Genomic DNA, 24,291 nt, shown 5'->3' with positions numbered 1-24,291 from the left:
CAAACAGTTGTTGTTATATACAGGTTTTACCATCTTAAGCGTAATCTTTCCGAATCAATGGAACGCTTGCCAAGCTTCGAGAAGTCATAATTATCACTTTAACGGCACTTTGCGCCACGCAGTTTGGGAGACAATTATACGGTTAGGCTTCAACTGATTTTTTAAAATACGGTGCTGCAAAGAGATAAGTGCCTGTGAGAAAGAGAACTGCTAAAGGAGCTAGCGGAGAATAAGTAATCCACGCTGGTGGCTCTCCACTTGCCCTAACCGCAAAGTTTAGAACGACAGTGAGTGCGAAAACCAACGATGTCCATCGATGGAAATTACGAAGCAAATACGCGCTCTTCATATTATGACCTCCGCGATTGCAGTAATTTCCAACCGTTACCCGATGGGTCGCGGAAGCCGGCATCAACGGTTCCATAACGTTCAACAGGCTCTTGTATGAGCTCCACTCCAGCTGCTCGCAAACGCTCGCAAGTGGCAAAACAATCTGACACTTCCAGAACTAATGGTGGCATAGCGCCTTTGGCAAGTACCTCATTTACCGATTTAGCCGTTGCCGCATCAATTGTTGGCGGCCCGGGAAGAAATAGACCGAGCTGGAAAAGCATCTGCCCCGGGTATTGAACCGTAAGCCATCGGTAGTCTCCGTTACGCACATCGGTATGGACCATAAACCCAACTTTTTTTACATAAAATTCCAGTGCCTCTTGTTGATCGCGCACGTAAATTCCTACCACTTGTACACCTTCACTCATGTTGACGCCTCGCTTGATAAGTCATTGTTCGAATCGTCATTCTGGCCCAAACGCTCTTGGCTCCGCTTCTCCGAAACTGCTCTTTTTAACTTTGGACGATCAATTTCTTTGAGGACACACAAAGGAATTTCAGCAGGGATGTCGGCAACTCTCGAACTAGCTCGATTGGTTTCAGGATTGGACCCAGTTATATCACGGAAGGTTCTACCGAATGTTCCCATACTCAGCCAGCCCGTTCCAAAAGCTATATCAGTTACAGCTTGGTCGGTATTGCGAAGCATTGCTTTTGCTCTTTCGATACGTCGCGACAGCAAGTAGCGATGAGGTGGAATGCCAAAGGCTTTTTTGAAGGAACGCGCAAAATGCGCAGGCGACACGCAGCTAATGCGCGCGAGACGTTCAACGGACCAGTCATCTTCAGAATGACTATCCATTTGATCTTTTGCCCGGAGTAATCTGCGGAGTAAATCTGTATCCATGGCCTATGAAGCCTCCGTGGAATAAAGGTGAGACGTTAAACTAACAATAGAACTCTCGTCGAATTAGTTTACACAACCAACCGAAGCCTTAAGGTTAAATTCGATAACTTCCTCTATTTCAAGAAGAAAAATTCATGGGTCTGAATATTGCTTTCCGCTTTATTGTTGTACAAATTTCACTCTATGCTAATCAAACTTAATGATGAAAGGAGATGACATGAAAAAACTAAATATACTCGCATTGACAGGTGTTTTAGCCTTAACCGCTTCCAGCGCTAACGCAATTAGTTTAGTGGGCAGTGCGTTTAGTTTTGGTGGACACGATTACACCCTAATTTCTTCCGATAACTGGACAAATAGTGAAGCTTTCGCTGTGACCCAAGGCGGACATCTGGTTGCAGTCAACGATATAAACGAAAATAATTTTATTATTAATACTTTCGGACTTCAAAATTCGCTTTGGATCGGCTTGTATAGAACCGCTCCCCATGCATCAACCTGGGCTTGGACCAATGGTGACGCCGTAACCTTTGCTAATTGGGCTGGAGGCGAACCTAATGATGCTGGCACCGGTGAAGAGTATGTCCATACTTATGTATCTGGTTTATGGAATGATTTGGATGACAACAACAGCTACTCTGGCCCTAAATACGGCGTTTTGGAAACTGTAAGCACCAAGGTTCCTGAGCCTAGCTCTGTATTAATGTTGTTAGGCGGATTGCTCGCGATGTTCGGGATTCGTCGTCAATCGAAATAATGATTGCCGAGAACTGCTAAACGAAAAAAGGCGCCATAAGGCGCCTTTTTTGTTCACTTGACTAATATTACCAGCCAGTGATTTCTTTCAGTGCTTTACCGATATCGGCCAAGCTTTTAACAGTTTTTACACCAGCGTCTTCAAGGGCAGCAAACTTTTCGTCTGCAGTACCTTTACCGCCAGAAATAATCGCACCAGCGTGACCCATACGCTTACCAGCTGGAGCAGTTACACCAGCGATGTAAGACACAACAGGTTTAGTCACGCTTGCCTTGATGTAAGCAGCCGCTTCTTCTTCCGCAGAACCACCGATTTCACCGATCATTACGATAGCTTCGGTTTGTGGGTCAGCCTGGAACAACTTCAAAATGTCGATGAAGTTAGAGCCTGGAATTGGGTCACCGCCAATACCTACGCAAGTAGATTGACCGAAACCGTAATCGGTAGTTTGTTTCACTGCTTCATAGGTCAAAGTACCTGAACGAGAAACGATACCTACTTTACCTGGCTTGTGGATGTGGCCTGGCATAATGCCGATTTTACACTCGCCTGGAGTGATAACACCTGGGCAGTTAGGGCCAATCAAACGCACGCCCAACTCGTCACACTTCACTTTTGCGTCAAGCATATCGAGAGTTGGGATACCTTCAGTAATACACACGATCAACTTGATGCCGCCGTTAGCTGCTTCAAGGATAGAGTCTTTACAGAAAGGAGCCGGAACGTAGATTACCGACGCATCAGCGCCAGTCGCAGCAACAGCTTCAGCAACAGTGTTGAACACTGGCAAACCGAGGTGAGTTTGACCACCTTTACCTGGAGTTACACCGCCAACCATTTTGGTGCCGTAAGCAATCGCTTGTTCAGAGTGGAAAGTACCTTGTGCGCCGGTGAAACCCTGGCAAATTACTTTGGTGTCTTTGTTAATTAAAACGCTCATGTTCTTAGCCCCTTATTGATTCGCAGCAGCTGCAACAACTTTCTTGGCAGCGCCAGTCAAGTCGGTATCGGCAATAATGTTCAGGCCGCTTTCGCCCAACACTTTCGCACCCAATTCAGCATTGTTACCTTGCAGACGAACAACAACAGGTACTTTCACGCCTACTTCTTTAACCGCACCAATTACACCTTCAGCAATCATGTCGCAACGAACGATACCGCCAAAGATGTTGATGAATACTGCTTTCACAGCGTCATCAGACAAAATGATTTTGAACGCTTCAACAACGCGTTCTTTGGTTGCGCCACCGCCTACGTCGAGGAAGTTAGCAGGTTGACCGCCGTGCAATTTAACGATGTCCATGGTGCCCATCGCCAAGCCAGCGCCGTTAACCATACAACCAATGTCGCCACCGAGAGCAACATAGTTCAATTCCCAAGCAGCGGCATGAGCTTCACGCGCATCTTCTTGTGATGGATCTTGCATAGCTTTCAATTCTGGGTGACGGTACAAAGCGTTACCATCGATAACCAGTTTTGCGTCCAGGCAGTGCAAATCGCCAGCTGGAGTGATAACCAATGGGTTCACTTCCAACAACGCCAAATCTTTCTCTTTAAACAATTGTGCAAGACCTAAGAAGATCTTCACGAATTGGTTAATTTGCTTGCCTTCCAAACCGAGTTTGAAAGCCAAATCGCGACCTTGGAAAGGCAGAGCGCCAACCAACGGATCAACGGCAACTTTCAGGATTTTCTCTGGAGTGTCGTGTGCAACTTTCTCGATCTCAACACCACCTTCGGTAGATGCCATGAACACGATACGACGTGAAGAGCGATCTACTACAGCGCCCAAGTACAATTCTTTAGCGATATCAGTGCAAGTCTCAACCAAAATACGGCTTACTGGTTGGCCTTTTTCGTCAGTTTGGTAGGTCACCAAATTCTTGCCCAACCACTTTTCAGCGAATGCGCGAATGTCTTCTTTGCTCTTAACCAACTTCACGCCGCCCGCTTTACCGCGGCCACCAGCGTGTACTTGAGCTTTAACGACGAAGGTATCGCCGCCAATTTGATCTGCAGCTGCAACAGCTTCTTCTACGGTCGCAGCAGCAATGCCTTTAGAGACTGGCAAGCCATATTGGGCAAACAACTGCTTACCCTGATACTCGTGCAAATTCATGGTGTTGTTCCATTTGACGAAGTTGAACACGTTTGTGAAATGAGCGTGTCAACTGGGGTTATCGATGGCCATAAACCTTGTGAGTAGATGGCCGCCTGTGGTGAGAACTCTTTGGGACTCTTCAATTAACTACGTAAGTTTTTACTTAGCGCTTCTTCTTGTTAGCGATGTGAATGGCATGACCATGCACTGCTAATGCTGCTTCGTGGATAGCTTCAGACAAAGTTGGGTGACCAAACACCATCATGCCCAAATCTTCTGCACTGGAACCGAACTCCATTGCAATCGCAACTTGCTGTACCAAATCAGCAGCGCTTGGGCCAACAATGTGGGCACCAAGAATGCGATCAGTTACGGCGTGAGCAATAATTTTTACCAAGCCTTGGGTTTCGTTAGCTGCCATTGCGCGACCAGACGCAGCGAATGGGAAAGTACCCACATTGTATGGCTCACCAGAAGCTTTAACTTGCTCTTCAGTTTTACCCACTGCAGCAACTTCTGGATGCGTGTAAATAACGTTAGGGATAATGTCGTAATTCATTTGCGATTTTTGACCCGCAATGCGCTCAGCAACCATTACACCTTCTTCTGAACCTTTGTGCGCGAGCATTGGACCGCGAACTACGTCGCCGATTGCCCAAACGCCTGGAGCGTTGGTTGCGCAGAATTCGTTAACAAAGATGAAACCACGTTCATCCAAATTCACGCCGCTGTCGCCCGCCAACAGATTTTCAGTGAATGGACGACGACCAACGCAAACGATCAACTTGTCGAAAGTTTCTTGCTGTTCTTTTCCGTCTTTATCCAAATAAGTTACGGTAACTTCTTTACCGTTTACTTTTGAACCGGTAACGCGTGAGCTGGTGCGAATATCCAAACCTTGTTTGGTCAGGATTTTTTGGGTTTCTTTCGCGATTTGTTGATCCATGATGGCGAGGAATGAATCCAATGCTTCCAACACGGTTACTTTAGAACCCAAACGATTCCATACAGAACCCAACTCCAAACCAATTACGCCTGCGCCGATTACGCCGAGACGTTTTGGAACTTCAGAGAATTCCAATGCACCGGTTGAGTTAACAATTACATCGTTATCAACTGGAGCTGGAGGAATATTGATTGGGTTAGAACCTGACGCAAGGATTACGTTTTCTGCATCATAAACAGTAACTTTGCCTTCAAAGTCAGTTACTTCAACTTTTTTGCCGGCCAACAATTTACCAGTGCCAAACAAGCTGGTAACACCGTTAGCTTTGAACAAACCAGCGATACCGCCAGTGAGGTTTTTGATGATTTGGTTTTTACGCGCAATCATCGAAGGAACATTAATTTCTACGCCTGAAGCGGTGATACCGTGAACAGCAAAATCATCTTTTGCTTCGTGGTATTTGTAAGAGCTATCGAGCAATGCTTTTGAAGGAATGCAACCAACGTTCAAGCAAGTACCGCCGTTAACGCCCTTGCCCTCTTCGTTTTTCCACTTCTCAACACACGCGGTTTTCAAACCTAATTGCGCGGCGCGGATTGCAGCAACATAACCTGCAGGGCCTGAGCCGATAACTATCACATCAAATTTTTCAGACATAATTTGTTCCTACTTTAATTGGCTAGCATTTTACTAGCTTCAATTTATTAATTTCGATTAACGCCTTTTGAGCAGCAATCATTTACATAAAAAAACGCTCTTGGGTTACCAAGAGCGTTTCAAAAAATTAAATCTCTAACAAAATACGCGCTGGATCTTCGAGCAAATCTTTGATTGCCACGAGGAATTGCACGGCGTCTTTACCATCCAACAAACGGTGATCGTAAGACAAAGCCAAGTACATCATCGGCAGAATTTCTACTTTGCCGTTAACAGCCATTGGGCGCTCTTGAATTTTGTGCATGCCGAGAATTGCAGATTGCGGCAAGTTCAAAATGGGAGTTGAAAGCAATGAACCAAAAGTACCGCCGTTGGTGATAGTGAAAGTACCACCAGACATTTCTTCAATGCCCAACTTGCCATCGCGTGCGCGCAAACCGAAATCGCGAATGGTGCTTTCGATACCGGCCAAGCTCATGCTTTCTGCATTGCGCAACACTGGAACAACCAAACCTTTATCGGTAGAAACTGCAACACCGATATCTTGATAACCGTGGTAAACGATATCGTTGTTATCGATAGACGCGTTAACCGCAGGGAATCGACGCAAAGCTTCTGCAGCCGCTTTTACGAAGAAACTCATAAAGCCCAAGCGAGTACCGCCGTGTGCTTTTTCGAATTGATCTTTGTATTTCGCGCGCAGTGCCATGATTGGCGCCATGTTCACCTCGTTAAAAGTGGTCAACATTGCAGTGGTGTTAGATGCTTCAAGCAAACGTTCAGCAATACGCTTACGCAAACGAGTCATTGGAACGCGTTTTTCTACGCGGTCACCCACTGCTTCAAGCGCTGGAGCTGCAACGCTAGCGGCTGGTGCAGCAGCTGGAGCAGTTTTCACATGGTTAGCTACGTCTTCTTTCAACACGCGGCCACCTTTGCCAGTACCATCAACTGCAGCAGTGTTTACATTTTTTTCGTCAGCCAATTTGCGTGCAGCTGGGTTTACCAATTTCTCTGCAGAGGCAGCTGGTGCAGCTGCAGGAGCAGCGGCTGGCGCGGCAGCAGGTGCAGCACCGGCGGCAACAGCGCCTTCAACAAACTTGGCAATAACTTCATTGCTCAGAATAGTCTCGCCTTCGCCTTTAATAATTTCAGCGATGCTGCCATCAGCAGGCGCAACAACTTCCAAAACCACTTTATCGGTTTCGATATCAACAATTAACTCATCGCGCTTTACTGCTTCGCCCGGCTTTTTGTGCCAGGTTGCGATGGTGCCGTCAGCTACTGATTCAGGGAACGTTGGGGCTTTAATTTCGATACTCATTACTATTCCTTCTCTCTCGGCTTGGTATATGACTTGTTAGTTTTTACGCTGAGTCTCTGATTAAACAGAGAAGTTCAGCGCCTGATTTACAAAACGGTTTTGCTCTTCAATGTGTGCAGACATATAACCGCCCGCTGGCGCAGCCGAAGCTTCGCGACCCACATATTCCAAATACAAACTTGGGTAAAGCTCATGCGCAACACGACGCAAATGGTGTTGGCTGCTGTACCAAGCGCCTTGGTTCATTGGTTCTTCCTGACACCAGGCAATGCTCTTCACATTTTTGTATTTGCTGAGGATGTTTTTCAATTCAACATCCGGGAACGGATACAACTGCTCCAAACGAATGAAGGCAACGTTTTCTTGTTTGCGCTCAGTGCGTTCTTTCAACAAGGTGTAATAAACCTTGCCACTACACAGAATCACACGCTCAACTTTGTCTGGATTAACCGCATCATCAATCACGTTTTGGAACTGGCCATTCGCCAATTCTTCCAAGGTTGATGTTGCCAATTCATGACGCAGCAAAGATTTCGGGCTCATCACAATCAACGGACGACGCATTGGGCGAATCGCCTGGCGACGCAACATGTGGAAAACCTGCGCCGGTGTTGATGGGATACAAACCTGAATATTGTGCTCAGCACACAACTGCATGAAACGTTCTAAACGTGCAGAAGAGTGCTCTGGGCCCTGGCCTTCATAACCATGTGGCAACAACATCGTCAAGCCGCACAAACGACCCCACTTGTGTTCACCAGAGGTGATGAATTGGTCAATCACAACTTGTGCGCCGTTGGCGAAGTCCCCGAATTGCGCTTCCCAAATTACCAGGCCTTTTGGCGCAGTAGTGGCGTAGCCATATTCGAAAGCGAGAACTGCTTCTTCTGACAAATAAGAATCGTACAAGTCAAAATCTACTGAAGGATTCACGTTCTTTAATGGCGTTGCAGAGCTACCATCTTTTTGGCTGTGAACAACCGCGTGGCGATGCGAGAAAGTACCACGACCTACGTCTTGGCCAGTCATACGCACAGAGTAACCTTGTTCAAGCAAAGTGGCGTAAGCCAAGGTTTCTGCCATACCCCAGTTGAGTGCTAATGCACCACCAGCCATTTTGCGGCGGTCTTCGTACACTTTTTCAACTTGCTTCTGAACTACGATGCCTTCTGGAATTGTCAGCATTTTGCCAGCAACAGCTTGCAAGGTTTTTAAATCAATACCGGTGTTTGCTGGGGTTTGCCAATCGTGACCGATGTAAGGAGTCCAATCCACAAACAAACTGCGATCCGGCTCACTCACCAAACCGCTGGCAACGTGCTCACCACGATCCAAAGCTGCACGATAATTGGTGGTCAAATCATCAGCTGCAGTTTGCGACAACAAACCTGCTGCAACCAATTTATCGGCATACAAAGTACGGGTAGTTTTTTGGTTGCGAATAACTTGATACATCAACGGCTGAGTTGCTGATGGCTCATCAGTTTCGTTGTGACCGCGGCGACGATAGCAAACCAAATCGATGACTACGTCTTTCTTAAATTCGTAACGGTAATCAACGGCCAATTGTGCAACAAACAATACTGCTTCTGGATCATCACCGTTCACGTGGAAAATCGGTGCTTCGATCATTTTTGCAACGTCGGTGCAGTACTCGGTTGAACGAGAATCTTCACGCTTGTTGGTGGTGAAACCAACCTGGTTGTTGATCACAATGTGCAAAGTACCACCGGTGCCGTAAGCGCGGGTTTGGGACATTTGGAATGTTTCCATCACCACACCTTGACCTGCAAATGCAGCGTCGCCGTGTACGTTGATAGGTACTACCTTGGAGCCGTTAGTGTCTTTACGACGATCTTGGCGCGCGCGTACAGAACCTTCAACTACTGGAGAAACGATTTCCAAGTGCGACGGGTTAAACGCCATCGCCATGTGCAACTCACCACCGGGAGTCATCAAGTTTGATGAAAAACCTGAGTGATATTTCACGTCGCCGGAGGTATTCAATGAACGTTTGCCATCAAATTCAGCAAAGAGTTCCGCAGGATTTTTACCGAACACGTTGACCAAGGTATTCAAGCGACCGCGATGCGCCATACCCAAAACAATTTCTTTGGCACCGTAAGTACCGGAACGTTTTACCAAGGCATCCACGAGCGGGATAAAACTCTCGCCACCTTCCAAACCGAAACGTTTCGTACCTGGGTATTTACTATCAAGGTGACGCTCAAGGCCTTCGGCAGCTGTCAAACGCTCCAGCAGAGCCAATTTTTGCTCTTTGCTAAATTCGGGGTTTGAACGCACGCTCTCAAGGCGTTGTTGCAACCATTGCTTTTCAGCTAATGGCGTAATATGCATGATTTCAGCACCGATATGACCGCAGTAGGTCTTCTCTAATGCTTCAATAATTTCGCGTAGCGTGGCTTCTTCTTTGCCAATGTACAAATTACCGGTGTTGAATACAGTATCCAGATCCGCATTGGTTAAGCCGTGGAAGCTTAAGTCCAAATCCGGGATCACATCGCGCTGCATCAAGCCTAATGGATCGAGCTGAGCTTTTTGGTGACCGCGAAAACGGTAGGAACTAATGAGTTGCAGCACTTTAACTTGCTTGCGCTCGTGTTCTGCACTGACAGAACCGCCAGCAACTGCCACAGTGCGAATGCGGGACTTACCCAGTTGCTCAAATTGAGCGCGAATAACTGAATGGGGAGTGTCTTGAGTCAGTACGCCGCTTACACGAGGCAACTGATCAAAGTAGTTACGCCATTCTTCTGGAACGGCATTGGGATTGTGTAAATATGTGTCGTAGAGCTCTTCGACGTATGCAGCGTTCCCACCAGAGATGTGCGAACTACTCCAAAAATGCTCCATAATGCTGTCTTGCATTCAACTCACCTTAATCACGGGCTTACATTGCCGACATTGGCTTTGCTACACCCTGCTATCAATTAGCCAATTAATTTAGCTACACAATAACGTCCGTCGCTTGTGGCAAAAGACGCCGCTTTTAAGTCGCCACCGTTTCAGTCGAGATGACAGGGACAGCGAACAGTCTAAAAGCTTAGCTGCAAAATGCTGCTAAGCCACAAATTTCAAGCTTTCAGATACAGAAAAGCGCCACTCTTAGGTAGCGCTCTGTAACAACATGTTGCGGATATGGCCGATGGCTCGAGTTGGGTTCAAACCTTTAGGACATACGGCAACACAGTTTTGGATGCCATGACAGCGGAATACGCTGAAGGGGTCATCCAGTTTGGACAGGCGTTTTTCAGTCGCCAAATCGCGGCTGTCTGCCAGGAATCGGTAGGCCTGCAACAAACCAGCCGGGCCGATGAACTTATCGGGGTTCCACCAGAAGGATGGACAGCTAGTTGAACAACACGCACACAAAATACATTCGTACAAACCATCCAACTTCTCACGGTCCTCTGGCGATTGCAAACGCTCAATCGCAGGAGCTGGAGTATCGTTTTGCAAATAAGGCTCGATCTTTTTGTATTGATCGTAGAACTGAGTCATGTCTACAACGAGGTCACGAATTACTGGCAAACCTGGGAGCGGACGCAATACCAACTTGCCGCTTCCGCCGGTAGCTTCAGAGATTGGCTTGATGCAGGCCAAACCGTTTTTACCGTTAATGTTCATACCGTCTGAACCACACACACCTTCACGGCATGAGCGACGGTAAGCCAGACTTTCGTCTTGGGCTTTTAATAACTCAAGAACATCCAATACCATTAAATCTTTACCGCCAGTATCCAACTCGTAAGTCTTCATGTAAGGCGCTTTATCGGTGTCAGGGTTGTAGCGATAAACTTCAACTTTCAACATATCTTTATCCCCGAAATTAATAGGTGCGTTTCTTAGGTTGGAAGGCTTCCATAGTATGAGGTTTGAAATTCACCTCACGCTTGGCAACACGCTTCTCACCGGGGAAATAAAGTGAATGGCACAACCAGTTAGCATCATCGCGATCCTGGAAGTCATCACGAGCGTGAGCGCCGCGAGATTCCTTACGCACTTCAGCTGCAACTGCAGTTGCTTCAGCCACTTCCAACAGATTTTGCAATTCCAAAGCTTCAATACGTGCGGTATTGAATGCATTGCTCTTGTCGGTAATTGATACATTTTCAATACGCTTGCGCAGCTCTGCCAATTGCTCAATACCCTTCTGCATGTATTCGCCTTTGCGGAATACACCGAAGTAGTTTTGCATAATGGTTTGCAGCTCTTTACGCAGCACGGCAGCGCTCTCGCCAGTGTTAGATGTGTTCACTTTGTTCAAGCGCGCCATAGCTTTGTCGATATCAGCCTGGGTTGCATTTTTGTGCTCAACACCTTCACGCAAGGCTTTCTCGATATACAGACCAGCTGCACGGCCAAACACAACCAAGTCGAGCAGTGAGTTACCGCCCAAGCGGTTAGCACCGTGTACAGATACACAAGCAACTTCACCGCAGGCGAACAAACCGTCAATCACAACGTCAGTGCCGTTAGCATCTTGTGTTAAAGCTTGGCCATTAATATTGGTTGGGATACCACCCATCATATAGTGACAGGTTGGAACCACTGGAACAGGAGCATAAACCGGATCTACGTGTGCGAAGGTACGTGACAATTCACAGATACCTGGCAACTTGCTTTCCAGAACTTCTTCACCGAGGTGATCGAGTTTGAGAAGTACGTGATCACCGTTAGGACCACAGCCGTTACCGGCAAGAATTTCCAAAACCATTGAGCGCGCAACTACATCGCGACCTGCAAGGTCTTTCGCATTAGGAGCATAACGCTCCATAAAACGCTCACCGTGCTTATTGATGAGGTAACCACCTTCTCCGCGGCAACCTTCAGTTACCAGCACACCAGCACCGGCGATGCCTGTTGGGTGGAACTGCCACATTTCGATATCTTGTACAGGGAAGCCTGCACGCAAGGCCATACCAACACCGTCACCGGTATTGATGTGTGCGTTAGTGGTAGAAGAATAAATACGACCCGCACCGCCAGTTGCCAAAACAGTGGCTTTGGCTTTTACATAAACGGTTTCGCCGTCTTCGATGTTAATTGCAATAACACCTACTACAGCACCATCAGCATTTTTAACGAGGTCAACAGCAAACCACTCGTTCAAAAATACGGTTTTGTTTTTTACGTTGCTTTGATAAAGCGTGTGCAACAAGGCGTGACCGGTACGGTCAGCAGCAGCACAAGTACGAGCAGCTTGACCGCCTTCACCAAAGTTCTTGGACTGACCGCCGAAAGGACGCTGGTAAATACGGCCTTCTTCGGTACGGGAGAATGGCAAGCCCATGTGTTCCAATTCGAATACCGCTTCTGGACCCACTGAACACATATATTCAATAGCATCCTGGTCGCCGATATAGTCTGACCCTTTTACGGTGTCATACATGTGCCAGCGCCAATCGTCGTTAGGGTCAGCACTTGCGATTGCACAGGTAATGCCGCCTTGGGCAGATACAGTGTGCGAACGGGTTGGGAATACTTTGGTAATTACTGCGGTTTTGTAGCCTGACTGAGCCAGTTGTAAAGCCGCGCGCATACCAGCGCCGCCGCCGCCAACCACAATACCGTCAAAAGAAATCGTGCGAATGCTAGCCATTATTTAAAACCCCACAGTATTTCGATGCCCCAGACCAAATAGGTCAAGGAAACGCCACCCAAAACTACCTGCGCTAAAATACGCAATACAGTGGCTTTGCTGCCCATCAAACGTTCAGTCAAGTAATCTGTTAAGACAACCCACAAACCAATCCAGGCGTGGGCAATAAAGGAAAGTAGAGTCGCAAAGCTGAATACCCTCATCCACAGCTGGCCGTGTAAGGCGCTCCACTGCTCATAGGTTAACTCGGGATTCATAGCGATAAATGCAACAATGAAAATAAGGTAAGCGGCCATTACCACTCCGCCGATACGCTGGATCAACCAGTCGTAGAGACCACTACGGCCAAAACTTGTTACGGAAGTTACCATACCCAAACTCCTATCAGTGCAATCAATACAACGGCCAATACGAGGGCGATGGTTGCACCGCGCTTACCACCTTCCAGGCTTTCGCCCACACCACAGTCCATCAGCAAATGACGAGAACCCATCACAGCGTGATACGCCAACGCGGACAACACTGACCACAACACAAATTTAAAAACTGGATTTGCGGAGGCATCACGCACAGCTGCAAAACTTTCTTGTGAATCGAGGCTCGAATCAAGCATCCACAACAACACTGCAGCACCGGCAAATAGAAAAATGCCTGAGAAGCGGTGAAGAATAGATACAACAGCAGTGATGGGAAGTTTGATGGTGGAAATATCGAGGTTGACAGGTCTTTTCTTGTTCACGGTTTAATGCACCTTTTAGCCCATGCGGGCAGGTTATTAAGAATGAGCATCGGCAGCGTCAAAAATGAGTGTTTTTGGGGCATCGCCGAGGCATCCTGCAAGTCGCGCAGCATTATAGAGAGGGAGCCCCGGAATTACAAACAAAATGCCGCGACAAAAACCAAAACAACACGATGTTTTTGGGAATCCACCCAATCGCTCAAAATTTCTGCAATATCAAAGACTTTCCCGTTTTTTTGGCGATTTTTTTGTTCCATGACGGCGCACGAAAACACACCTGAGAACCAAGATAGTGCAAAATAAATCGACATTTAACAGACCAGTCGGAACACACTGAAATTAGTGAAAAAAAGTTTGGTCAAATGCGCCCTATTTACTGGCAAAAACTTTCGTTGCAGCAAATAACTCATCTATAATGCCGACCGCAAACAAACGGCAGGGTCGAAACTCGACTAGTCTATGACGTAGCCATAAAAAAGCTACGCAAGGTTTTACATAACTTGAGCATGCAACTTGCAGGTGTGTTTAGTATCGAAGTATTACTCTTTCTATATAGAGAATGATCGGCACCACTCATACAACTCAAGCACATTAGTCCTATTAGTAAGCACAGGAGTCAGTAATGACTGACAAGAAAGCACACCTAACGATTGATGGTATTGATAGCACGATTGACTTACCTATCTATGCCAGCAGTGTCGGACCAGACGTTATTGACGTCACCAGCATTACCAAGAATGGCTTTTTCACGTTTGACCCGGGCTTTATGTCCACCGCCTCATGCGAATCCAAGATTACGTTTATTGATGGCGACGAAGGAATTCTCCTTCACCGCGGATACCCCATCGAACAACTTGCTGTCTCCTCTGATTACATCGAAACCTGTTACCTCCTTCTCAACGGCGAATTGCCAACTCCAGCGCAAAAAGCCGAATTTGCCCAAGCAATCAAAGACAACTCCAATGTTGACCAATCTGTCGTCAACGTGATCAAAAGCTTCAAGCGTGACACTCACCCAATGGCTATTTTATGCAGTGCTGTTGCTGCGCTGGCAGGTGTGTACCACGCTGAAATCGACATTACTAACGCTGAAAGCCGCAAGCTGACTGCTTATCGTCTGATTGGCCAGATGCCAACTCTGTCAGCCATGGTGTACAAACACCGTAAAGGTGAAGAATTTATTGCCCCGGATACAAGCCTGGGCTACGCCGAAAATTATTTGCATATGACCTTCGGCAAAGCGGGTGAAGCTCCCAATGTGAGCCAAACTCTCGCCAAAGCTATGGATCGTATTTTTGTTCTACATGCTGACCACGAGCAAAACGCATCTACATCTACCGTGCGTTTGTCTGGCTCATCTGGCACCAACCCATTCGCAGCAATCGCTGCCGGCATTTCTACACTTTGGGGCCCTTCTCACGGTGGCGCCAACGAAGCTGTATTGGAAATGCTGGAAGAAATCGGCAGCGTGGAAAACATTGAATCCTGCGTTGCTCGCGCTAAAGACAAAACTTCAGGCTTCCGCTTAATGGGCTTTGGTCACCGCGTGTACAAAAACTTTGACCCACGCGCCAAAGTAATGAAGCAAACCTGTGACGAAGTATTGGGTGAATTAGGTTTGGAAAACTCTCCATTGTTGGCGATTGCTAAACGCCTTGAGCAAATCGCATTGGAAGATCCTTACTTCATCAGCAAAAAACTTTATCCGAATGTGGATTTCTACTCCGGCATCATTTTGAAAGCCATTGAAATCCCAACTGAAATGTTCACCGTAATCTTCGCTTTGGGCCGTGCTGTTGGCTGGTACTCTCACTGGGATGAAATGGTTAGCACTTCATACAAAATCGGCCGTCCACGCCAGCTGTACACCGGTAGCGTGAAGCGCGACTATCCAGCCAAGTAACTCTTAGCTGAATAATAGAGAACCGAAAGCCGCAGATTGTTTGATCTGCGGCTTTTTTATTTATGCGTCACACTTCGTACAAATATTCACACATCCTTAAGTAATCATCGCATAGCATCTTGCGCAGGCCTCCCCTATCGCTCGTATACTCGCCACACATTCGATAAAAAACTGTCAGTAACAAAAAGGAATCCTTGCATGCTTAAGCTATTAGCTCGTTTATTTGGAGTTCTTGTCGCAGTCATCAGTAGCTATTCACTCGCCGCTGAAATCCCCAAATCCCTCGAAGAATGGAAACCCTGGGTGCTCGAAAAACATCCCGAATTAAATTGCCCATTCCAGTTCAACACCGGCAATCGCACCTGCCACTGGTATTCCGGCTTAACGATTGAAGCTAACGACAAGGGCGCTAAATTCACGCAGAGAATTGATGTTTATAAAAGCGATTGGGTCGCATTGCCCGGCAGCGCCAGTTTGTGGCCGCATAACATCAGCAGCAGCCTCGGCAATATCACCACGCGCGACCGCAATGGCACACCCGAAGCCTATTTAACGCCCGGCTCACACCAAATTACCGGTAACCTCAGCTGGGCAGAAATGCCGCGCACCATTAGCATTCCAGCGCAAACCGGTTTGATTCAATTGACGCTCAATGGAAAAAGCGTGAACAACCCGGCACTGGAAGGTAACAATCAACTCTGGCTCGCCAACAACCAACCCAAGAGTGTTGCCGCACATCAAGATGCATTAAGTGTTCGCGTATTTAGAAAAATTGACGATGGGATTCCTTTGCAAATCACCACGCAATTGCAGTTAGGCGTGAGCGGCAAAGAACGTGAAATTAAACTCGGGCAACTTTTGTTAGATGGTTTTACTGTAGTGGAATTTGAAAGCGAATTGCCTGCCCACATCGAAAAAGATGGCAGCCTGCGCGTGCAATTAAAACCCGGCACTTGGGAAATTACTCTCGTCAGCACTTCCACCACTAGCCACAAAGACATTTCTTATAAAGTCACCAACGAATTTTGGCCGCAAGAAGAAATTTGGGTGTTCGAAGCGCAGCGCCAACTGCGTAGCGTGCAAATCTCCGGCGCGCAATCAGTTGATCCCCAACAAACACAATTACCCGATGATTGGAAAAATTTACCCGCTTATTTAGTAACACCCCAAACGCATTTCACTTTGGAAGAGCTGTATCGCGGTGAAAATAAAGATGTTGCCAGCAATTTGCAGTTGGAACGCAATGCCTGGTTAGGATTTGATGGAAAAGGTTTTATTTTTAACGATACGCTCAATGGCGAAATCTACAGCTCACGCATAGAAATGATTAAACCTGTTGAGTTGACCAGTGCAAAAATTGATGGCGAACCGCAGCTGGTTACACAGCTGGATAAAAACCAGAATTCTGGCTTGGAAATTCGCTCCCGCAATTTATCGCTACAAGCTGTGAGTAAACTTGAACGCAGCCTCACACTTCCCGTAAGCGGTTGGAATCAGGAATTAAATAATCTGCACACCACTCTATTCCTTCCACCGGGCTGGTCACTTTTTACTGCGACAGGTACCAGCAATGAAATAGGCACCTGGCTTTCTAAATGGACCTTGTGGGATATGTTCGCCGTATTAATTATTGCCGTTGCCTTCGCACGCATTACATCAATCCAGCTGGGCGTACTAGCTGGTCTTGGTTTAATTGTTGTTTATCAACGTTTAGGCGCGCCGGTATTTATTTGGTTAAATTTAATTGCTGTTATAGCACTCACAACCCTGGTGACCGGAAAATTCAAAACTTGGTTAGTGCGTTATGGTTATTTAAGTTTTTTAAGCCTGGCAATTATCACTTTGCCTTTTGCAGTGCGCGAAGCGCGCATCATGATAAATCCGTCTTTAGAAAACAAAAACTTCTGGGTCGTTAGCACCTCATCTATTTTTAGCTCACGAGAAGAATACGCACCGCTCTCAATGAAAACAGTAGAAGCTCCTTCACCGGAAGTTGCGGAAGAAGTTGTGGTTGCAAGGGTTACTGAATCAATGGCCGCTGCACCCGCCCCTAAAAGAGCTGACGTTGACAGCATAGAAGCCGAAGATTTTGGAAAATTCCCGGATTCAAACGTTGCCGAGTCATTACAGCGAATTCCCGGTGTGAAAACCGATAGACGCTTCGATAAAAAATACGATCCATCGCAGCAAACACAAACTGGAATTGCGGTGCCCACTCACGATCAGAAATCTGTGAACTTATATTGGGATGGCCCAATCAAACAGGACGAAACCACCAAGCTATTTTTAATTTCACCGTGGTTTAACAAGCTCGGCAATTTACTCGCGATTTTATTGCCTTTATTGATGGCCGTTGTTTTGCTGAAAAAATTCTTATCATCAAACGATGCAAAATTACCGAGTTTGAAATTTCCAGGTAGCCGCGTATTGGGTCTCGCATCTTGTTTGATGGTGGGAAGCTCTATTTTGTTTACGCCTGACTCCGCACAAGCCGATGTCACCATTGATCCATCTATTCTTAAAGAGTTGGAAGCACGACTTACAGAACAGCCAAAATGTTTACCACATTGCGCAGCCATTGAACGTGTAAACATTGATATCAAGCAAGATCAATTGACGCTCGACCTCGTGGTAAACGCAAATGATTTAATTGCATTCCCCTTACCCGCAGATCATCAACAATGGTGGCCAAACCAAGTTACTGTGGATGGGAAACCCGCCGCTTTAGTTCAAGCCGCCGATCAAAGCTTGTTAGTGAGCTTACCTAAAGGGCAACACAACTTGAGAATTAGCGCTAATGTTCAAGGTCACGATGCGCTGAATTTACAATTCCCTCTTCCATTGCACAATGTCACACCGACAACCAGTGGCTGGGAACTAAGTGGATTACCAAACGCAGAACAAAGCAGCCAATCATTGCAATTACAACGCGTTGAGCGCGATCAAAGCGCATCACAAACAGAACATTTACGCCCGGATCCCATCGCAGCATTTGTGCTTGTTAAACGCACATTAAAACTCGATTTGGATTGGACGCTGGTTACCACAGTTACACGAGTTGCACCTGCTGTTGGCACTATTAATATTGAAGTACCCATATTAAATGGTGAATCACCTTTAACAACCAAAGCAAATCCCAACGGAAAAGTGGCCGTGCATTTAGAGAGCGATGACGATGAATTTGAGTGGTCATCTAATCTTAAAGAAATTTCGCCCATTAAATTACAAGCAGCACAAAATGTTCCCTGGGTTGAAATTTGGACGCTGGATATTTCGCCTCGTTGGCATTCTCAAACTACCGGTATAGCACCCATACAAATGGCGAAGCACGAAAATATTCCTGTATGGCAACCTTGGCCCGGTGAAAGCTTAACAATTGATGTGCATCGCCCTCAGGCAACGCAAGGACAACACATTACGGTTGATGAAGCCTCGCTCTCTCATAACCCCGGTAATCACAACAGCTTGAGCATTTTGAATTTAAATATTCGCTCCAATCAAGGCGGGCAATACACGTTTACCTTGCCGGAGGGTGCACAGCTTTCCAAACTGGAAATTGACAACACCGAACAACTAATCAGCTCCACTAAAGGTGTTTTAAAAGTTCCATTACACCCAGGCTCACAAAAAGTCAGTATCAATTGGAAGCAAGACGATGCTATTGGATTGCTCACCAAAACACCTTTATTTAATTTGGAGAATGGTAGCAGCAACCAAAATATCTCTATGGGAATTCCTTATAACCGCTGGGTGCTATGGGTAGGCGGGCCACAAATTGGCCCAAGCATTTTGCTTTGGGGAATGCTGGTTGTTATGGCAATCGTGGCTTATGGTTTAGGCCGCGCGCAATTAACACCACTTAAACCATATGAATGGATATTGCTCAGTTTGGGAATTTGCACACTGAACATGGGAACCTTTATTTGGTTCGCCGTTTGGTTGTTGGCATTAAGCCAGCGCGGAAAACTCAGCGCCATTGGTAGCAAATGGAAATTCAGATTTTTGCAACTTGGATTATTCGCACTTTCATTGTTCGTGTTCTTTGCATTAGTTACCACCTTGCCAGACGGATTATTGAGTTCACCCGATATGCATATCGTAGGTCACAATACTTATGGCAATAATTTCTACTGGTACCAAGACCACAGCGATTTGGCATTCCCCACCGCTTGGGTAATTTCCTTGCCGCTATGGTGCTACAAAGTCATTATTTTAATTTGGTCGCTGTGGTTCGCAGCATCATTATTGAAATGGTTGCGCTGGGCGTGGCAACAATTAAGTTATCGCGGATTGTGGGATGCGGACGCAGATATTATTCCTGCGCCCAAGCTAGAAACTAAAGCGAGTGACGAAAGCACTAAGGAAGTTTAAATACGAATGACGTAAAAAAAATCCCCGGCATCTACCGGGGATTTTTTTATTGGCTGCAATTAGAAATTCCAATCAGCCTGAAGCCATACTTTTGAGGTATCGGAAACTAAAGATTTAGTACCGATTTTTTGTACCCAGTTACCGTTATCAAAGGTGGCATATTTAGCGGTATAAACAACTGCACCGATTTTTTTGCTGGCGCTCAAATTCCATTCATTACCGTAGTCAATAATTTTGCCCAGGGTTGCGCCCGCTGCAAGACTTTTTTCATCCGCTTCATAACTATGATAAGCCGCAACCAATTGCACACCTTTTACAGTGGTGGTCAAACTTGCGTATATATCCTTGATACCTTCTTTTGGTGTTGCAAGGAAACGATCTGCCCAGCCATTAAAAATATGCAGTGTTGCAAAGGGTGTTGCGAAGCCTTTGTTGCCATTGTCTGAACCCAAGACTTCATAACCGATTAAGGGTACAAAACGACCTATAGTAGTACTCGCCTCAATCAAGCTGTAGGTTGCGCTGTAATCCAATGGATTTGAACCAGCACCTTTTTGCTTGGCGTATTCCAATGTGTACATAAACGATGGATTTGCAGTGCTCGACCAACGCACACCATAAGTATTGCTGGATATAGCGGCAGATTTATTTGCCGCTGCGCCAGTTCCCACCAAAGTTGCGTCATCAACATTATCGATAAGATATGCGTAGCCCGTTAATTTTCCTGCTTCAAATCCGGTGTAACTCACGTTAAACAAATTGGTATCTTGTTTGTAATCACCTTGCACAGGAACAGCGTTACCAAAAATACGGTTTACGTTAGTGATGTGCGCAGCAAAAATATTGGTGTAGCGAATTGATTTGTTGGTAAATGAAATACCATCATAAGTTTGCTCGTTCTGGCGCCAGCCCACGTTACCGATAAAACGCGCGTTATCTAAAATAATACGTTGGCGACCATACTTAATGGAATTATTAAACGTAGTGTAAGACACCAGCGCCTGATTAAAATCAGTGCCCTGTGGATCAAAAATTTGTGCGTATTTTTTTGTACCCGCATTAATTGGATCTGCAGCCCAAGTTGCGTAATCAACGTCGTGATCAACTTCAGTAACGTTATCCATTTCAGCAGTGATGGCGAAACCATTCCAGGCACCAGATTGATAAGACAAACGTGATCTTATGGTAAGAGCGTTTGCATCTTCATAACCATCCCAACTCACATCTTCATAGCGAGTGCGAACATTTACTTTAATTGTACTGCCTGACACCAAACCTTCGGTTAAGGTTTGCGCGGCGTGCGCACTCTGTGCAGAAAAAAATAATGAACCGGCTGCAGCGCAAAGAAGATGAGCAGTGTGTTTTTTCATAGGACTTTCTCCAAAAGTTAGCGTTAGTAACAATCACACTTGCCTAATTTTTTTGCGACGCAATTAAAATATTTTCATCGCATTTTTATCTAAGTTTTGAAGTTAGATTTTATTGGCATGAGTAATTTTCACTAGAGCAAGGCCTATGCCAAACAAAAAAAATGCGCCAAATAAATATATTTTGTCCATTCAAATCAACCAGTTACAAAAGCGATTTTTTTAACGTGTATTTTTTGTCACAATTTGGTAACGCACTCTGTTGGTGACCGATTAAAAAATATCGCGCTAAAAATAAACATTTCGTTAAAAATCTGTGCGCCATTTAATTACAAAAAAATGCACCGCGACTTAAGCATTTGCTCCATTTAAAGGCAGACACCCCCACTCGAGGTTTTCATAGGTGTACTTTTTGAAACGTGCAAGCCTCAAAAGAATGCACGTTTGTTTGCAACATGTTTCTCTACAAACCGGTGTTATCGCCTTGCACTCTTTTTTACCTGCCGACCAAAGCCAAATCGCAGCCATAAAAAAAGCCGCACTAGGCGGCTTTTTTTATGGCTGGATATTAGAGCATTATTCGTAACGAACTTGCCCGTTCTGTCCAGCATTCTTTTCAATACGAACATTCGAGAAAACCAAATCGAGCTTATCATTGGCAACTAATGAGAAAGGCTCGAGCACTAGCTCAAACAGCTCTTCCTGGGTGCGCTTCAAGCCGAAGTCAGTTCCTGCATCCGGGAATAATACTAAATCGACCTTAATCGTCTTCCACCCCTGACCGCTAATAGCCTTGAATTGCGCAGTGAGATCAACCTCGGTATAGCATGAAGGGCCACAACCTATGCGCACACGTGCATTGCCTTTAGGTGCATCATCAACTTTTACATCAAAGATCAATGCAGAATTAGCATGCAGATAATCGCTCAATACCTGGCGATTCAATGTTGAGATTGCAACCAAGCCTTCGCCATTACCATTCCATTGCGCGCGACGGGCATCTTCCTGAACATCACGGTCAACCGCTGTTACCGTGAGCGAAGAAACGGCTGCAATGTTGCCATTCAAATCAGCGCGGTCGTTATTTTTTCCTTCCAGAATAATCGAGAAGGGGCTCATTGGACGACGCTTGAACAATTCCAACACATCAGTAGTTGCCTGATGCTGGATGCCTTCTTCAGACAACTCGCTACTCAAAGTATCTTTGTCGTTGTAGCTCAAACCAAAACCGTACGGGAAAAGCGGATCGTAATTTTCATCGCCAATATTCAAAGGCGCTTGATCCGGACGCTTGGGCCAGGAGAAGGTCAAACGTCCATTGGTGTCGTAACGCAGCTTGCCATCGGTTGATTTGAAAATCACATCGGCAATACCTGCGCCTTCAGTACCAGGCTGCCAAATAACAGCGAATGCATCAGATGCATTCAACTCGCGGTTAACCCACAGTGGACGACCCGTCACAAACAAAGAAACAACGGGAATGCCATCGGCTTTAAGTTTGCGCAGCAATTCGAGATCTTTAGTATCACCCGATTTCAACAATACGTTTTGCACATCACCCTGCATTTCTGCATAGGGATCTTCACCAAACACCACAATAGCAACATCAGGTTTTTCACTATAAGTACCCTCAGGGCTGAGGGTCGCTTTACCGCCAGCGGCCTTAACTGCAGCTTCAATACCCATCCAGATAGTGGTCGCACCGGGGAAATCTGCCATGGTGTTACCAGTGCCCTGCCAGTTGACTGACCAACCACCGGTTTGCTTGCTGATATTATCTGCACCGTCGCCGGCAACTAAAATATTGGCGCTTGGCGATAGAGGTAAAATATTATTTTTGTTTTTCAATAACACAATGGATTCCCGTACTGCTTGGCGAGCGACTTCACGGTGAGCGGCGGCGCCGAGCAATTCATCTTTGCCCGACAATGGACGAGTGGAAGGCAAACCTTTGTTCCACAAATCAGCGCGCAATTTTACACGGAGCACACGGCGAACGGCGTCGTCCGTACGCTCCATTGAAATAACGCCACTCTTTACTTGATCAAGCGTGTTTTTATAAAGCGTTTTCCACTCAGGATCAGCAATCATAAAAACATCAAGGCCGGCATTGATCGCTTTGGGGCAATCAAGCGCTGTACAGCCAGCAATAAAACCGTGTCCATTCCAATCGCCAACAACCAAACCATCAAAGCCCAATTTATCTTTGAGCACATCGGTCAATAAATATTTGTGGCCGTGCATGTGTTCGCCCTGCCAACTATTGAACGAGGCCATAACAGTTTGCACGCCCGCCTCAATCGCACTGAAATAACCCGCAGCGTGAATATCGCGCAGGGCTTCTTCATCAACCATGGTGTTGCCGCGATCAATCCCGTTTAGGGTGCCGCCATCGGCAAGGAAATGTTTTGCGGTAGAAATTACACGCGTTTTAGCGAGGAAATCATCAGTATTAGCAACGCCTTGCAAGCCCTCAACCATCTTGCCCGCATAGGAACGCACGAGTTCAGGATGCTCGGAATAAGATTCATAAGTGCGCCCCCAACGGTCGTCACGTGCCACTGCGACAGTTGGAGAGAAATCCCAATCCAACCCCGTCACCGCGATTTCAGTCGCAGTGATCTGGCCAATGCGGCGAATTAATTCGGGATTGTTAGCTGCGCCCAGAGCGATGTTGTGAGGGAACAAAGTCGCGCCCACAATATTGCCCACACCGTGAACGGCATCAGTACCCCACATAATAGGAATGGCTACTTTGCCATCGCTTTCATCCATAGATGCTTGGTAATAAGCATCTGCAATAGCCAGCCAATCAGCTGCTTTTGAGTAGCGGTTGCCATTAGGAACAGAACCACCACCATTGAGCACTGACCCAATGTGGTAATCCTTAACATCCTGGGCTGTCAGGTGACGAATTTCAGGTTGAATCAACTGCCCTACCTTTTCTTCCACGCTCATGCGAGCCAAAAGCTCATCGATTCTTTGTTCGATGGCAGGATCTTTTTTTACCGCGTGCGTGAGCGTAGGCCACATCACCTTCTAAACCTCCAAGTTACTGATAAATTTAAAATACAAATAAAGCACCGCTTCATGGAACTATGAAGGTGCAGGTTTTACAAAATAATCAGGATTAAGACATGCTTATCGAGATGCTTATTACATCTTTTATTAGATTTCCAACAACACACGCTAGGACGCTGCAACCGCCTCCAGCACTGACGCAATTTTACTCTTAAAAAATGGCTTTCTGATGGAAATTATCA

The 24,291-nt window shown here is 46.2% G+C and carries 16 protein-coding genes; 3 read left to right on the top strand and 13 right to left on the bottom strand.

From position 1 onward, the window contains the following. Positions 1-350: 350 nt before the first annotated feature. Positions 351-761 carry a VOC family protein gene (locus tag IE104_RS04200; protein ID WP_189416265.1) on the bottom strand — a complete coding sequence of 137 codons (411 nt, stop codon included), beginning with the start codon at positions 759-761 and terminating at the stop codon, positions 351-353. Then, entirely contained in the window at positions 758-1,240 is a 483-nt protein-coding gene (locus tag IE104_RS04195) for a helix-turn-helix transcriptional regulator (RefSeq protein WP_189416263.1), read from the bottom strand. The genes IE104_RS04200 and IE104_RS04195 overlap by 4 nt, the downstream gene beginning before the upstream one ends. A gap of 217 nt (positions 1,241-1,457) precedes the next feature. On the opposite strand from IE104_RS04195, the gene IE104_RS04190 reads away from it, so the two are divergent. Then, positions 1,458-1,997, top strand: coding sequence for a lectin-like protein (locus tag IE104_RS04190; protein WP_189416262.1), 540 nt, complete (start codon positions 1,458-1,460; stop codon positions 1,995-1,997). 67 nt (positions 1,998-2,064) lie between these two features. On the opposite strand, the gene sucD is transcribed toward IE104_RS04190, so the two are convergent. From sucD to sdhC, 9 genes are all read right to left on the bottom strand, one after another. Further along, positions 2,065-2,937: a succinate--CoA ligase subunit alpha gene (gene sucD / locus IE104_RS04185; RefSeq protein WP_189416260.1), complete on the bottom strand. Its 873-nt coding sequence runs from the start codon at positions 2,935-2,937 to the stop codon at positions 2,065-2,067. A 12-nt stretch (positions 2,938-2,949) separates the two neighbouring features. Continuing rightward, positions 2,950-4,116, bottom strand: a complete 1,167-nt coding sequence (sucC, locus tag IE104_RS04180) for an ADP-forming succinate--CoA ligase subunit beta (RefSeq protein WP_189416258.1) — start codon at positions 4,114-4,116, stop codon at positions 2,950-2,952. A 145-nt stretch (positions 4,117-4,261) separates the two neighbouring features. Beyond that, entirely contained in the window at positions 4,262-5,701 is a 1,440-nt protein-coding gene (lpdA, locus tag IE104_RS04175; protein ID WP_189416257.1) for a dihydrolipoyl dehydrogenase, read from the bottom strand. Positions 5,702-5,828: 127 nt separating this feature from the next. Next, the gene (gene odhB, locus IE104_RS04170) at positions 5,829-7,025 is read right to left on the bottom strand and encodes a 2-oxoglutarate dehydrogenase complex dihydrolipoyllysine-residue succinyltransferase (protein ID WP_189416255.1); all 1,197 of its coding nucleotides are present in this window, start codon (positions 7,023-7,025) and stop codon (positions 5,829-5,831) included. Positions 7,026-7,085: 60 nt separating this feature from the next. Continuing rightward, positions 7,086-9,914, bottom strand: a complete 2,829-nt coding sequence (locus IE104_RS04165) for a 2-oxoglutarate dehydrogenase E1 component (protein WP_189416254.1) — start codon at positions 9,912-9,914, stop codon at positions 7,086-7,088. Positions 9,915-10,151: 237 nt separating this feature from the next. After that, the gene (locus tag IE104_RS04160; RefSeq protein WP_189416252.1) at positions 10,152-10,859 is read right to left on the bottom strand and encodes a succinate dehydrogenase iron-sulfur subunit; all 708 of its coding nucleotides are present in this window, start codon (positions 10,857-10,859) and stop codon (positions 10,152-10,154) included. 16 nt (positions 10,860-10,875) lie between these two features. Continuing rightward, the gene (gene sdhA / locus IE104_RS04155; protein WP_189416251.1) at positions 10,876-12,648 is read right to left on the bottom strand and encodes a succinate dehydrogenase flavoprotein subunit; all 1,773 of its coding nucleotides are present in this window, start codon (positions 12,646-12,648) and stop codon (positions 10,876-10,878) included. Beyond that, a complete protein-coding gene (gene sdhD, locus IE104_RS04150) occupies positions 12,648-13,019 on the bottom strand; it encodes a succinate dehydrogenase, hydrophobic membrane anchor protein (RefSeq protein WP_189416249.1) in 372 nt (123 codons plus the stop codon). The genes sdhA and sdhD overlap by 1 nt, the downstream gene beginning before the upstream one ends. After that, the gene (gene sdhC, locus IE104_RS04145; RefSeq protein ID WP_189416248.1) at positions 13,013-13,387 is read right to left on the bottom strand and encodes a succinate dehydrogenase, cytochrome b556 subunit; all 375 of its coding nucleotides are present in this window, start codon (positions 13,385-13,387) and stop codon (positions 13,013-13,015) included. The genes sdhD and sdhC overlap by 7 nt, the downstream gene beginning before the upstream one ends. A gap of 622 nt (positions 13,388-14,009) precedes the next feature. On the opposite strand from sdhC, the gene IE104_RS04140 reads away from it, so the two are divergent. Continuing rightward, positions 14,010-15,290 carry a citrate synthase gene (locus IE104_RS04140; protein WP_189416246.1) on the top strand — a complete coding sequence of 427 codons (1,281 nt, stop codon included), beginning with the start codon at positions 14,010-14,012 and terminating at the stop codon, positions 15,288-15,290. Between the two features lie 198 nt (positions 15,291-15,488). Continuing rightward, positions 15,489-19,661, top strand: coding sequence for a hypothetical protein (locus IE104_RS04135; RefSeq protein WP_189416245.1), 4,173 nt, complete (start codon positions 15,489-15,491; stop codon positions 19,659-19,661). Positions 19,662-19,720: 59 nt separating this feature from the next. Here IE104_RS04135 and IE104_RS04130 read toward each other — a convergent pair whose 3' ends face one another. Together IE104_RS04130 and IE104_RS04125 are read right to left on the bottom strand one after the other, a co-directional pair. After that, on the bottom strand, positions 19,721-21,031 hold the full coding sequence (locus IE104_RS04130) for an alginate export family protein (RefSeq protein WP_189416244.1): 1,311 nt from the start codon (positions 21,029-21,031) through the stop codon (positions 19,721-19,723). Between the two features lie 573 nt (positions 21,032-21,604). Continuing rightward, the gene (locus tag IE104_RS04125; RefSeq protein WP_308429284.1) at positions 21,605-24,061 is read right to left on the bottom strand and encodes a glycoside hydrolase family 3 protein; all 2,457 of its coding nucleotides are present in this window, start codon (positions 24,059-24,061) and stop codon (positions 21,605-21,607) included. Positions 24,062-24,291 lie beyond the last annotated feature (230 nt).

Origin of the sequence: Cellvibrio zantedeschiae (assembly GCF_014652535.1) — a bacterium.
Lineage (GTDB): Bacteria > Pseudomonadota > Gammaproteobacteria > Pseudomonadales > Cellvibrionaceae > Cellvibrio > Cellvibrio zantedeschiae.
The sequence above is the reverse complement of the archived record's forward strand: the minus strand, read 5'-3'. Positions and strand labels throughout refer to the sequence as shown.

What these genes read in the sequence shown, in the direction of transcription:
- IE104_RS04200 (WP_189416265.1), bottom strand. Translation starts at nt 761, where the DNA reads ATGAGTGAAGGTGTACAAGTGGTAGGAATTTACGTGCGCGATCAACAA.
- IE104_RS04195 (WP_189416263.1), bottom strand. Translation starts at nt 1,240, where the DNA reads ATGGATACAGATTTACTCCGCAGATTACTCCGGGCAAAAGATCAAATG.
- IE104_RS04190 (WP_189416262.1), top strand. Translation starts at nt 1,458, where the DNA reads ATGAAAAAACTAAATATACTCGCATTGACAGGTGTTTTAGCCTTAACC.
- sucD (WP_189416260.1), bottom strand. Translation starts at nt 2,937, where the DNA reads ATGAGCGTTTTAATTAACAAAGACACCAAAGTAATTTGCCAGGGTTTC.
- sucC (WP_189416258.1), bottom strand. Translation starts at nt 4,116, where the DNA reads ATGAATTTGCACGAGTATCAGGGTAAGCAGTTGTTTGCCCAATATGGC.
- lpdA (WP_189416257.1), bottom strand. Translation starts at nt 5,701, where the DNA reads ATGTCTGAAAAATTTGATGTGATAGTTATCGGCTCAGGCCCTGCAGGT.
- odhB (WP_189416255.1), bottom strand. Translation starts at nt 7,025, where the DNA reads ATGAGTATCGAAATTAAAGCCCCAACGTTCCCTGAATCAGTAGCTGAC.
- IE104_RS04165 (WP_189416254.1), bottom strand. Translation starts at nt 9,914, where the DNA reads ATGCAAGACAGCATTATGGAGCATTTTTGGAGTAGTTCGCACATCTCT.
- IE104_RS04160 (WP_189416252.1), bottom strand. Translation starts at nt 10,859, where the DNA reads ATGTTGAAAGTTGAAGTTTATCGCTACAACCCTGACACCGATAAAGCG.
- sdhA (WP_189416251.1), bottom strand. Translation starts at nt 12,648, where the DNA reads ATGGCTAGCATTCGCACGATTTCTTTTGACGGTATTGTGGTTGGCGGC.
- sdhD (WP_189416249.1), bottom strand. Translation starts at nt 13,019, where the DNA reads ATGGTAACTTCCGTAACAAGTTTTGGCCGTAGTGGTCTCTACGACTGG.
- IE104_RS04140 (WP_189416246.1), top strand. Translation starts at nt 14,010, where the DNA reads ATGACTGACAAGAAAGCACACCTAACGATTGATGGTATTGATAGCACG.
- IE104_RS04135 (WP_189416245.1), top strand. Translation starts at nt 15,489, where the DNA reads ATGCTTAAGCTATTAGCTCGTTTATTTGGAGTTCTTGTCGCAGTCATC.
- IE104_RS04130 (WP_189416244.1), bottom strand. Translation starts at nt 21,031, where the DNA reads ATGAAAAAACACACTGCTCATCTTCTTTGCGCTGCAGCCGGTTCATTA.
- IE104_RS04125 (WP_308429284.1), bottom strand. Translation starts at nt 24,061, where the DNA reads ATGTGGCCTACGCTCACGCACGCGGTAAAAAAAGATCCTGCCATCGAA.